This is a genomic window from Algoriphagus sp. (assembly GCF_046296635.1).
Classification (GTDB): Bacteria; Bacteroidota; Bacteroidia; order Cytophagales; family Cyclobacteriaceae; genus Algoriphagus.
Genome location: NZ_JBKBKZ010000021.1, coordinates 37,416 through 51,698 on the forward strand (window position 1 = coordinate 37,416; position 14,283 = coordinate 51,698).

The window sequence follows — 14,283 nt, forward strand, 5'->3', positions numbered from 1 at the left end:
TTTTGCTTTTAACTTTTCTTTTTATTTTTCCAATCCAATCAAGTGATCTCTAATTATTACTAAATTATTTAATCTGAAAATTTATGAGTCAAAAGCCCACCCCAACCCAAAAACCCGAAGGTTCAAAATCCCAAATTTTTCTAGCCCGAGACTTTCTCCTTTTGATTGCATTTGTTGAGGGTGCTGCAGTAATGGCTATCGAACTAGGAGGTGCCAAAATCATTGCTCCTTATTACGGAACCTCCCTTTATGTATGGTCCTCAGTTTTGGCGGTAACTTTAGGTGGCCTTACTACTGGGTATTATGTCGGTGGTTGGGCTACTTCCAAATACGATCCTCAAAGGTTGTTGATGTTGGAACTAATTGTGGGTACGGCGCTAATTGCACTTATGCCGATTTTGGGGCTTTATGTAATTCCGTGGACAAGTGGTTTAGGCATAAGAACAGGATCGCTTATTTCCACCATGATCTACATGATGCCTCCCTTAATCTGCATGGGTATGGTGTCTCCCACCATTATCCAATTGTGTAACAGACAGGTAAAGGAAACCGGGCAAACAGCAGGAACTGTTTATGCCATATCTACCATCGGCGGGATTTTGATGACTTTACTGATGGGTTTCTACATGCTTTCCGAATTTGGAATCCGGGCTTCCCTTTATCTAGCAGCTCTGCCCTTGGGAATTATGGCCTTGCTTCTGGTACTCAAACTGGGTAAGCACAAACCTATCGCCCTTGGCATTTCTCTCTTCGTTGGCTTACTGATTTTTACGACAGGAGAAAATTTCAGAGACCCGTATATTCCTTTGAACTTTTTATACAAAAGCGAAGGCATTTTGGGTCAGCTGACCGTGCTTCAAAATCCAGATCCGGGAACTGGAAAAACCTTCCGCCATTTGTTTATCAACCATATCGCTCAAACTTGGGTTGACGAGGAATTTATTCCAATCTCAGAATGGGGTTATCCACACCGAATTGCTACCTATGCCAGTATCAAGCCTACAGGATCCAAAGCCTTGATGGTAGGCCTAGGTGGTGGTAGTGTGGCCATGGAATTTAAGCAATTGGGATTCAAGTTGGATATAGTGGAATTGGACGAAAGGGTACCATTTATCGCAGAAACTTTTTTTGGATTTGAACCTCAAGGCACTCGAATATTTATTGATGATGGCAGGCATTATTTCAACACTACCCAGGAAAAGTATGACCTGATCTTTGTTGATGTTCTCAACGGGGAGGTTCAGCCTCATCATATGTTTACTTTGGAAGCATTAGAAAAAGTAAAGGGCATTTTAAATCAAGATGGATTGCTAATCATCAATTTTCAAGGAAGTATTGCAGGTCCTTACGGAAAAGGAACAAGATCTATCTATAGAACTTTATGGGAATCCGGTTTTCAAACTTATTTTTTTAACGAGGGTAATGACGGAGACATTCACTTCATGGCATCACCCAGCCAAATAAATTTCAAAACAATTACTGAGGATAGGATTAATCCTTGTTGCAGATACATCCCTCACGAATATGATGACTTGGTCTCTGGGGAAAAAATTGACATCGTTGATGCTTTTGTGCTAAGGGATGATCGTCCAGTATTAGATTTGTTAAATACCTACAACAATGAGCAATGGCGAAAAACCGCAATTGGCGCTATTATTCAAAGGGAAAAAGACAACGGAATTCCATTTTTTAGGTAGGGCATTTTGGTTAAGCCAAAAAAATAAATGCAGATGAAGAATACTATGAATGGACTTCAATCAAAAATCTATTACGGCCTCAAATCACTACAATCTAAGTAGCTTCACTTTTCCTTCGATACCTATTAGGAACCAAAGTGACTAATTTTTTTTACTGTTTGAACCCTCCCAACGAATCCTACACCATAATTCGGGTTAAAGCTTACAAACCTCAATGAGCGGGAAGAAAAGATAAAAGTTCCCCAATTATATTTCAGAATATATCGTTCGGAGAGTAGAATATTTCTTTATAAGCTGAAATTCAACCATATATATAGAACTTTAAATTTTTTATTATTAATTTTGAAAGTCATAAATCCATTTTGGTTGACTATAAGGTATATATGAATTGAGCAGTACTTAACTGTCAAGCAATTCAAAAATTATTATCTATAGGAGATTTATCCAATTATTTATTGAAATAATCTTGAAGAATCAGATTATAAAAAGGAAGAATAATAATTTAATATGATGTAGGAAATAATTTGAAGTGCATTTTCTTGTGTTTCAAAACAATTTATGTGTACATTTATACCATAAAATAGATACATCTAACAAAGGTAATTTAGTAAGGGTAATGTCAAAAAAGGTTCAAATGATCGCCCCCTCTCAAAACCCATTTAAAACCTATCTATCCTGGTAGAAAAAAAACTTTTATGGATCTTAAAAACGTCCGCTTTAGAAATTCCTTCCAACCGATCCTATTCCTGGGATGGGTAATGGGATGGCTTTTTTCGGGGGAAGGCAGGGGAAATACAACGAAGAGAAGCTGGATTTTTAGCTTGCTTCTGGCATTTAGTCTTTTTTTCGGAATTCATTCTGCTTTCGGTCAGGCTGTGGGGGATTATAGGTCAAGGGCTAATGGGAATTGGGATGCTGTTGCCACCTGGCAAAGATGGGTTGGAGCACCTACTAATAACTGGGTTAATCTCATAGCTGGTGATCCATATCCGGGTCAAAATCCAGGAACTGGAACGGTACAGATTTTAAATGGACATACTGTTACCTTAAATGTTTCGCCGGCAAACAATATAGGTGCACTTGAAATAGGTGCAAATGGAACCAATGGTAGCGCTGCACTAAATTTTGATGTAAATACACGAATACTAACAGTATCTGGAAAAATAAATATAAACGGAAACAACAATAATAATATTAAACAAATTAATGTTGGAAATGGAACACTTAATGCCCTAGGTGATCTACAACTAGGTACAGGTTCAACTGGTAATGGTGGAAATAATGATAGACGCAGTCATTTACTGATAAGCACAGGTACTGTAAACATTGGTGGTGACTTAATCTACACGACAGTGGGGGGTGGAGGAACAAACAACGGGGGAGTATCAGTAATTTTTTCTGGTTCGGGAACAATGAACCTCAAGGGCGCACTTAGATTTTCCAATAATTCAAATGGAACCCTTACCCCTTCTACGGGAACAGTCAATTTTGAGGGATCAATAGCACAAACAATTCCCATTGGGGTAGCAGCTGTTACCTATAACAATCTCCAAATCAACAACACTTCAGCCCCGGGCGCCACCCTAAGTGCAGCCATCACAGCTTCAAATGTCACTGGAAACATTTCCGTTGGGAATTTAACTTCAGGTTCAATTTTTAATACTGGCAATTTTAACATTGCGAATAGTACTGGTGGGAGGTCAATTACCGTTTCCCAAAACTCCACAATGAATATCGGCACTAGTACAGTTGCTCTTGGAACTTTAACACTAGAATCCGGAAACATTAGCGGCACATCAGGAACCATATCAGGAAACAGCTATGCGGTTCAAAACGGAAGCATTAGTGCTATTTTAGCGGGTACAGGATCATTAACTAAAACTACATCCGGTACAGTAACTTTATCCGGAACAAATACCTACACCGGAACCACAAGCATAACAGCAGGTATACTTCAACTTGGAGCTTCCGGAGTTTTGCCTAATTCTTCGCCTGTTTCTTTGGGAGGAGGTACACTTAGCACCGGGGCATCAACAGGCTTTTCAGAAGCTGCAGGAACTTTAGCTTTGACGGCAAATTCAACCATCAGTCTTGGAACTGGTAGCCACAATTTAAATTTCGCAGCAAGTAATGCAGTAGCTTGGACTGCGGGTACTAATTTGACTATCACCGGATGGACGGGAACTGCCGGTGCAACGGGAACTGCGGGGAAGATTTTTGTGGGTTCAACAGGAACGGGATTGACAGCAGGCCAACTTGGACAAATCACCTTTCAAGGCTATACGCAAGGTGCAAGCATTTTAGCAAGTGGTGAGGTTGTACCTAGCCCAGCAGCCCCGTTTATTACAAGCGGTTCCACCGCAAACTCAACTTATGGAAGCGGAAATACTTACACCATAACCGCATTAAATGCACCTGCTAGTTTTTCTGCAAGTGGCTTACCAACAGGGATGAGTATCGATACTTCCACAGGAGTTATCACCATTGGGCCAACTACAGCCGCAGGTGTTTATACCATAACTATTTCTGCCACAAATAGCAACGGGACCACTAATGCAACCTTAACTTATACAGTTAATAAGGCAATTCTAACAATAACAGCAGATAATCAAACCGTGTGTTTTGGAACACCTGTTGCAACTGTCACCGGTGCAGGCACATATACTCCCTCAGGATTTGTAAATTCTGAAACAGCATCTGTTATTTCCGGATCTGCTACCTACACTACCACCTACACTGCTGCAACCGCAGCCGGTACTGCTGGGGTTACCATCACTCCCGTGGTATCGGGTTTAACCGCAACAAACTACACGTTTACGCCTGCAGCAGGAGTTGTAACCATTCTCCCTAATCCGGTAATTACAAACATAACCACCGAAAGTTGCAGTGCTTCTGGTTTTTCGGTTACTCCTGTCAACGGTACCAATGGGGTTGTTCCCTCTGGTACCACCTATTCTTGGTCTGCTCCGGATGTGACAGGGGGAATGACGGGAGGTGCTTCTGGTAGTGGCGCAAGTAGCATAACAGGAAACTTAAACAACCCAACTGATTCCCCACAAACTGCTACTTACACCGTAACACCCGTTTCAGGAAGCTGTACTGGTGCTCCTTTTGAAGTGGTTGTTACGGTAAATCCAATACCGGCTGTGACTATTATGAGCACATCGATATGTGGATCCTCAGGATTCTCCCTCACACCTGTAAATGGCATAAATGGTTTGGTACCTGTTGGAACGACCTATTCTTGGCCTGCGCCTGTTGTCACAGGAGGAATGACAGGTGGGGTTTTAGGAAGCGGAGCGGTAAACATATCAGGTAATTTAACCAATCCTACGAATTCCACACAAACAGCTACATATACCGTAACACCAACATTTGGAACTTGTGCCGGGGCGACTTTTACAGTGACCGTAACTGTCGATCCCAACTCTGCAATCACCAACATGACCAATGAGGTATGTACAGGTAGTACTTTTACAAGTACCCCGACAGATGGAGTGAATGGAATTGTTCCTACCGGAACTACCTATTCTTGGAATGCCCCAACAGTAACAGGTGGAATAACCGGAGGTGCAGCAGGGAGCGGTGCAAACATTAGCGGTACTTTGGTCAATCCAACAAATTCCCCTCAAACAGCAACCTACACAGTTACACCTCAATTGGGTGGTTGTACAGGCGCTACTTTTACAGTTGTTGTGACAGTCAATCCAACACCAATAATTAATACTATAAATACCGCAGTCTGCAGTACGTTGGGATTTTCAGTTGCTCCGGTTAACGGCACCAATGGCTTAGTCCCGGCTGGAACTACCTATACCTGGACTTCACCTAGTGTAACAGGAGGAATAACAGGAGGTGCTGGTGGTAGCGGAGCAAATAACATTTCAGGCACTTTAATTAATCCTACCAATACCCCTCAAACAGCCACTTATACGGTCACACCTACCTTTGGAACTTGTACAGGAGCAACTTTCGATGTTGTAGTAACTGTAAATCCTAATTCATCCATTACAAATATGACCAACACAGTTTGTAGTGGAGAAACATTTACCTCAACCCCGATTGATGGAACCAATGGATTCGTTCTTCCCGGCACAACCTATTCTTGGTCTGCTCCAATAGTAACAGGTGGATTGACGGGAGGAGCAGCAGGAAGTGGAGCAAGCAGCATAACGGGAACTTTAAACAATCCGACTGATTTCAGCCACACAGCGACCTACACGGTAACTCCGACGATTGGAGGATGTAATGGAGTCCCATTTACAGTTGTTGTAGCGGTAACTCCATTAATGACCGCCTCCACTCCCTCTTCTACTCCAACCGTTTGCATCAATAATGTGATTCCAACCATTACCCATACCACCACCTTAGCCACTGGTATTGCAAATGAAGGTGTTGCAGGAGCAAATGGGCTGCCTGCGGGAGTCTCAGCCACTTTAGTTGGGAATGAAATCAGAATTACAGGAACTGCTACTTCATCAGGAACTTTTAATTATAGTATTCCCCTGACGGGTGGTTGTGGCACGGTAGCGGCTACGGGTACCATTGAAGTCAGTCCAGTGTATGCCTTAACTTCGGTAAGGTCTGTAGCACCTTCAGCTGTAGGAGGGACTGCCTCCATCACCCTCAGAGGTGATGTAGCCTCACTTCCAACTGGCACCTATACTGTTAATTATACCCTCTCCGGAGGTGTAAATACTACAACTAGCACCACTGTAAGCATAGTAAATGGTGTAGGCACTTTCCCTACCGTTCTAATAACCAGCGTTGATTTAACAAATATTGTAATCAATAGTCTAAGGAGATCAACTGATACTTGTGCTGCAACTACCATCACAGCAAATAATACCTCATTCTTCGGAATCTGTAGTACAATTTTCAATTCCGATGGGACCTTCTATGTACCCGATGGAGTTTTTGAAGTTACCATCCGAGTCTGGGGCGGAGGCGGTGCAGGTGGTTCCCAATTCAATAAAAAAGGAGGTAGTGGTGGTGGAGGCGGTGGGGCCTTTTCACAACGAACGATTTCTACTTTTCCTGGTGATGTTTTAGGAGTAATTGTCGGAAAAGGTGGAATAGCAGGTAATACTCCTACCAACGGGGGTATATCTTATATAACCCGAAACTCCAGTCAACCTGTCAACACCCAAATTTCGACGTCCTTAGTTCTTGCAAATGGGGGAATTTCCGCTCCTACTAATATGACCTCGGGTGCAGCAGGAGGAGCTTTGTTAACAGCACCTGAAATAGCCGACCGACCTGGGATAATTAGCCGTTCAGGGGGAAATGGAAGCGCTACAGTAAACGACAAAAATTCTGGAGGAGGAGGCTCATCTGGAGGAAATGCAAATGGTACCAATGCAGCGGGAAATGCCGGAGCTATTGCTCCAGCAGGAGGTGCTAATGGAGGCGATGGGGCTGTAGAAGGTAAAAAAGCCTCTGATGCAGGTGAAGCGGGCACCTCACCTGGTGGAGGTGGCGGAGGTGGCCTTGGTACAAAAGACAGTGGTCTTTCATCTGGTGGTGATGGAGGTGATGGTCAGGTAATTATCACCTTTAGCTGTCCTCCTTACGTTCCTAATTTGCCTTGTGCCACTGTTATTGAGAATGGAACCTCATCAGAACGGGTGATTATTCAGTTTAATGAGGATTGCGAATGGGTCGTTCCTCCTGATATTACAGAATTTGATATGTTAGTGCTTGGCGGCGGCGGTGGCGGTGGCGTTCGCTCCGGTGGAGGTGGTGGTGCCGGTGGTTTGATCCATGCCCGGGTAGCTAATCTTGGTACCGCAGGTGTTTCAGCTGGAAGTACATTTACCGTTAAAGTTGGAAATGGGGGAGCAGGTTCCACTAGCCAAAACCTCCGAGGTGTCCAGGGCAATTCATCCAGTATTGAATTCGGTACCTTTAACGCCTCTGCGGGAGGTGGAGGGGGTGGAGGATCTGATGCTGACGGCAACCAACCACAACGCTCAGGAAGTGCAGGACTTCCCAATTCAGTGACATTACCCGCTGGCTTTACTCTCGTTTCTTCAAGAAACTTTGGTGGATCAGGAGGTGGTGAAGGGCACGAAGATAAAAATAACGCTTCTGCAGCAGGTGGAGGCGTAGGAGGCGGAACTTCTGGAGGAGATGGGGGAGATCATGCAGGAGGAGGTGGTGGTGGTGCTATCGGGGCCGGAGGAAATTCACCAGATAATAATTCCTTAGGTGGAACTGGTGGTGGTGGCCTTCAAACACCTGAATTTGGAGCTCGATTTTATGCAGCAGGTGGTGGGGGTGGTTCTCAAAACAGCCCAGCAGGTGCCGGTGGAAGCAGTGGTGCAGGTGGTATCGGTGGGCTCGATGGAGATGGCCAAATAGGTCAAACTCCAGGCTCCGGAGGCGGGGGATCAGGTCATGATTCTAAATTTAGAGGCGGAACAGGCGCTAAAGGCGCAGTAATTATCTCTTATCCTATTGCCAGAATCCTTCCTGTAGAATTCCTTCGCTTTGAAGCTTCCTGTGATAAAGTTGAACGAATAGGTGAGCTGAACTGGACTACAGCCAAAGAATGGGAAAACTCCCACTTTGAGATCGAGCGTTCCGTGCATGACGTGAAATCCTGGACTAAAATTGGAGAAGTGGCTGGTAAAGGCTATTCGGATGCTCCTTCTGACTACAGCTTTAATGACACGCAACTACCTCTATCGGGTGGATTTGTGTACTACCGACTGAAGCAGGTGGATATGAGTGGAAAATACTCCTACAGTGTGACACGTTCCATTTTAGTGGACCCATTAGCAGGCACTACTTACTGGAGAGTCTTCCCTAACCCCAACACTGGCGATCCGATCAACCTAGAAATGCTGGATAAACAAGCTTATAATGATGAAAAAGTCACAGTTAGGATAATTTCTGCAACAGGAGTTTTTGATGTGATTGAAGGGAATTCCCCAAATCAACTAAGCACAAAGCTTTCTGAAGTTTTAAAAGGAAAAGCAAGCGGTTTATACACTATTGAGATCAGCTGGGCTACTTTCAAGGAGTATCATAAGGTGATATTGAAGAGGTAGAAATTTGTATTTAACCATAAAAGTCATCCCAATTTGGAGTCCAGTTGCTACAAGTTGGGATGATTTTTTTTGGAATCTCCTTAGTAAAAAATGATTTGCCTAAAGCCACAAAGAATTTTTGTGAATAAATAAACTACCACCTGAAGCAGGTAGAAATTGAGGACCGTAACCTGATTAAAAATCCTACCACAGAGAAATAAGTTTATTTAAAAATTCCCCTTACCCTATTTTCAAAAAGAGGAAGTTAGTCCTGAAAGCATCAAAGTTTATAAAATATTCTTGGGCAAATAAAGGTGTCCTTTTGGTGATTTTCACCTCTGCGAACTTTGCTCTTCTTATGTGGTAATCCAAAACAGAAAACCTCAACAATACTTTATTTAATACCTCATAGAAACATAGACTATAACCTTTCAGGAATATTATACTATGTGTCTATATGTTATGTGGTGAAAAACTGTCTATTTTCTCAATGTCTGTGGTGAAATTTCTTTGCGTTCCTCTGCGAATTTTGCGGCAAAAAAAAATTATTCACCGCAAAGGCGCAAAAACCGCAGAGATTAAAGAATTGCTTGACAGAACAGTCAAAAAAATCCTTATTGGAAGGGGTGACTACTTCAAATAACGGTCAAAAGCGAAGCGTAGAGCCTCAGTGAACTTGATAAAGGCCAATTGAGTCGAAAAGGTAAAAGTCCAATTAAAGGCATGATCCTTAAATCCATTTTCTCAGCGTGCCCTGCCTACCGGCAGGCAGGTCTGTGGTAAAAAACTTTGTTGTCCTAGGCATCCGTGGTGAACAAAACCCTATTCATCCTCCCTACCCTTTGGTACAGCAGCCTTTCCAAACCCAAGAGTCCCTCTCAAACCGCTAAGCGTTGCTCTCCACCAAGCACTGAAAACAGATCGGCTTTTATCTCGCTCGTCGTAAATCCTCCGCGAGACCACTGTGGAAGACAGCTTTCTGGGATTATTGTTTCTTGCCAAAAAATTAGCTCCAAAAGTGTACAACCTCAATCTTCCCAAGCCTTGTCCTAAGGTCATTGAATCAAGAAACTGAATTTTCAGATCGGTATAGGCAAATTTCATATCCCCAATCGCATCGTCCTCTGTTAAAGTAAATTGCCAATCTCCATTGCTCACTGTTCCATCCAAGGCTTTTACAAAAAGAGTTTTAGACAGGAAATCATTCACTTCACTGAATGCAAAGCTGCCCATTTTCACTTCTACGTCCATTGGATATTTCTCTTTGAAATACAACATCGCATTCAGATTTAACTTGGAAGTATCCATAAGATAGGCCTCCATTCCAATCCTCAGACGATCCACAGGATAATTTTGCCCCGTCTTTCTTAAGTAAAAAGGAGCCATATCCGCATTGATTCTATGGAAAGAAATCATCCCCGGCATCATCCCTTTTTCTGCAAATTCATAATACCTTACTAGCCCATCACGAATCCTGAGAGAAATCAAATCTGATTCAATTCCTGCCGTTTCCATCAAAAGTTGAGGCATAGGTTTCCGCCCTGCACTGTCAAAGGGATATCTTTTATCTCTCATAAGATCGACGATGGGACGATCAATTATCAGTTCTTGTGCCTTAATCGAATTGGACTCCAAGTAACTTTGCAAGTCTATATTCTTGAGCCGAATGGCATCCACACGCGCTGTGATGGCATCGGCTTGATAGGGTAGTTTTCGCAAAAGGGCATAATTTCCATCAACAGGCCGATAGTATATATCTGACAAGACCAGATTTTTATCCAGATAATCCACTCTTCCAACATCCACTTTGTAAAGACTATCGGGAGTGAAAATGGAATATTTTTCCAGACTAAATTTGGAATTTGCCTCCACCAATTTTTTCAAATCCAAGGTTTGATTTGGATTCAAGACATCAATGTTTACCCCTTCCACGTCAAGAGCAAGACCCTGAAAATCCAGTCTCGGAATCGGGCCTTTCCCTTTTTTATGAATCGTAAGTTCTCCATTTTCAAGGTGAAAATCTCCCAATAAAATAGATTGAATCAGTGCTGTGGAAGATTTCTCTCTGACTGAGGTATACTCTTTTTTGACTTTAACTGTATCCAAATACAAATTCACTTTTGGATTGATCATTCGAATCTCCCTCAAATCAAAAATCCCGGTTTCTTGAATTTCAGCAAGGCGGTTATTGGTCAAAATCAACTGATCAATTTTCGCATCAAGGACAGGATTTCCCGGCTTTCCAAACTGGTCTTTTGGAGTAAGGTAAAAATCAGAAAATGAAATTTCATCACGGTGCGTTCCAATATTCACTTCCGAAAATCCAAGCGTATGAACACTGTCAGGAAGCGCAAACTTAAAGTCACTCAAACTCAGGGTAAATTCCTTATACATATCCCCCACATTTTTTCTTGCGGTGAGGGCAGAATCAAGTTTGAAATCCTTAACCATCAGTTCAAACTCGGTTGTGATGGAATTCAAAACTGAATTATCCACTTGATAATTGATTGAAACCGTGGAATTTTTACTTTGGATCGTGTCGATTAGAACCTTGTCAAGCGTTCTTTTCTTGGTATTTATTAGGCGGTTTGAAGGTAGTTTGGAAGCCACTTTACGGTCGATACCAATTTCAATATTGCCTTGGTCGATTTCGAGTCTATCCAGGTCCAAAATATTATCAAAGAAAAACTCCTCGATATCCACTCCGCGAAAACTCACCCTGGGAAACTGCATTCCTAGCTGTATTCTTCCTGCTAGCTCATCATTAGGCGCCAATTCCAGATCTTTGATTTCTATTGATTTGGTCTTGGAGTTGTATTGCAGCTTGTCAGTGGAAACTTCGTATTTGCCACCTGCCAAGCTGAAAGAATAATTGTTGAAGACTAAGTCGATTTCATCCGAAAACATAGTCTTGTCCTCATGGATTACTGCCTCTTGATCAAGGATGAAATTTTTCAGGTTTAAGGTGAAATTATCCTCTTCAAATATGGAGCGCTTGTTTTCAACCAAACTTTGGTACTTTATCTGAGCATTATCCAAGCTTAAGGAATCAATTTGGATGATGCTGAAATATCCCAATAGCAGGTTTTTTACTTCATCGGTGGACTCGGGTGTCTCGATCGATCTTGCTTTTTCCCGATAATTGGAGATCGTAAATATGGGACCCGGCAGAAAAATCTGTCTTACAAACAGTTTTCCGTCATAAAGTGCGGATTTAACATCAATTCCCTCCGCTCGAAATACAGGGACAAAAAAATCAATCGCGGCAGTTTTACCATAGGCATCCAGAGCAGTTTGAATCTGAGCTTGATTTTCTGGGCGAATGGTGAAGTTAGTGACTTCAAGAAGTCGTCTCTTTGAATCAACGATCAACTTATCCGCTAAAATGGTGTGCAGGTTATCTCGTAGTTTCAACCTATACTGATCCAATGAAAGATAAATCTCACCAATTTTTAATTTCTCAATTAAAGGCAATTCCGGTGCTGCATATAACTCCACATCTTCCAACCTGAAGCTGAATTTCTCGAAACCTATATTATTACTTCGTTCTCCTCTTTCGTCTTTGAATTGGATCACTCCATCCTTAACTTCAAAATTTCTAATGTTGGCCTCACCCAGAAATTCTGCGATAATTTCCTCCAATTGCACCTGCTTTCCTTGAGTTTCGGATGATTGCAAAAGCTCGGAATATTCGACTTTGGGTTGATAAATAAGAATTTGGTCTGCGACTAAAATTGCATCATTGTATAATCTTTTGAGATCAACGTCCTCAATTGAAAACTCCGTGAGATCCACCTTAAACAGTTTTTCAGGATTTTGATTGACCAGTAAATCTTTCCTTGGTTGAATACTTAAGTTTCTTACAATCAGTTCATTTTTAAAGCTGGAAACACTCACTTCCTTCCCTTGCAAAATATGGATCTGATCACCTAGATACACCCGGCTCCCTTTGATATCCATGGCTGCGTCTTTCCCATAAAAAAATTGATTTCCCCGCTTCAAGGAGTCCTGACCCAGATAGAATTGAACCATTTTAAAATCTAATTCATCCAATTCAATCCTGTTTTTCAGGGTATCATCCAACTCTGATTTGACAAATTTCCCCCTGTTGATAGACAATTCCTTGATCGTGACGGACTCCAAACTTCCTTTGATAAAATCATTTAAGTCTCCGGAGGCCGCACTATCGGATTCTACCCTTGGATTGCTCGCTACTTTGAAGTTTGGCTCATTGAGGATCATTTCGTCAATATTTAAGACAGAAGTCATGAATGCCTTATTGAGATCTACATTACCGACCCGCAAACGCTCCAATCCAACCTCATAGTAAGCCTTACTTTCTTGGGATTTGTCCGGAGTCAATAAAAACTTCTCGATATCAATCAGGTTGTCAAGCGAGGTGATAAAAACCCGATCAGCTTGAATCCTGTGTACACCATCAGGCAGTGGGAAAGTCACTTTATCCAATTCAAATTCAAATCCTTCGGCATTGAACGGGGTCGTCCATTCTTTTTGAGTAGTAAAATCCAGATTACGTACGATAAGGGAAGTGTTTTCAGCGCGCAGTGCATCCTGACTCAGGAAATTGAAAAAGAAAAAATTCGCATGGTCGATTTCTACTTCTTTGATGATTAAGCCTGTCAGGTTTATTTGGCGAACGGTTTTTTTGATTTCATCCTCCAGCACCTTTATAGGTGACACCCTTTCTCGGTTTATAGGAATTATTTCATCCTGATTATTCTCTTGGTCCTCCATACTTGGAGGCAGATCAAGAATTATATTCGGGTTATCAATGTAAATTTTTCCTATGGTGAAGTTCTTTTTCCTAAAGCTGTACCAAAGTCCAGTGAAGGCAACCTGATCCAATTTCATGTCAAAAAGAGCCTGACCTTCCTTTCTTGTATCAGGATTAATTGGTCTCATCACGATACCATCCATGAAAAATCCACGGCGCAGCAATGAAAGATTAATTCTATTGAAATCTATCTCATAGACATTCCCAGTAGCTTCATTGATTTTTCGTTGGGCGAATTTTGTAAGAAAAAGATTGGAACCGAAGTAAATAACAAATTCCAAGAACAGCAGGGAGAGTATCCCCAACATTCCCCACCGGATAATTTTCTTCCGAAAAGGACGGGTAGTATTTTTCTCCCTTTTCTCAGATTCCATAAAAGTTGGCTAGTATTTACAGCTGAAAAGATAAGACAAAAAACACCAAAAACACCAAAAGCAATGCGATGCATTGCTTTTGGAAAGAGCTGTAGGAGAAGGATTCGAACCTCCACGAGGCAGTTAGGCAGTAGTCCGGTTGAATTACGCTTTGTCCAGTCCCGATCCCGATAGCAATCGGGACAGGATCCTCACCCCCGAGACAGGAGGGCTTGTCTGCCAGTTTCAACATCCTACAAGATGTGGTGACAATTATTCTTCATTTAAGTTTTCTACCCTTTGGCAGAAATCATCATATCCCTCTGATAATCAAAAAGCTCTTTCGAGCTTTTCAATGTTTTGTAAAATAGGTTTGAGAAATATAATACCCAAAATTAGAAATA

Annotated in this window: 3 protein-coding genes; 2 read left to right on the forward strand and 1 reads right to left on the reverse strand. The window is 42.1% G+C overall.

The window, feature by feature from the left end; all coding sequences use genetic code 11:
* Positions 1-83: 83 nt before the first annotated feature.
* Both ACK4HU_RS14955 and ACK4HU_RS14960 read left to right on the forward strand, forming a co-directional pair.
* Positions 84-1,697, forward strand: coding sequence for a fused MFS/spermidine synthase (locus ACK4HU_RS14955; protein WP_409808073.1), 1,614 nt, complete (start codon positions 84-86; stop codon positions 1,695-1,697).
* Positions 1,698-2,392: 695 nt separating this feature from the next.
* The gene (locus tag ACK4HU_RS14960) at positions 2,393-8,752 is read left to right on the forward strand and encodes a beta strand repeat-containing protein (RefSeq protein ID WP_409808075.1); all 6,360 of its coding nucleotides are present in this window, start codon (positions 2,393-2,395) and stop codon (positions 8,750-8,752) included.
* Positions 8,753-9,553: 801 nt separating this feature from the next.
* Here ACK4HU_RS14960 and ACK4HU_RS14965 read toward each other — a convergent pair.
* Positions 9,554-13,900, reverse strand: a complete 4,347-nt coding sequence (locus ACK4HU_RS14965) for a hypothetical protein (RefSeq protein WP_409808077.1) — start codon at positions 13,898-13,900, stop codon at positions 9,554-9,556.
* Positions 13,901-14,283 lie beyond the last annotated feature (383 nt).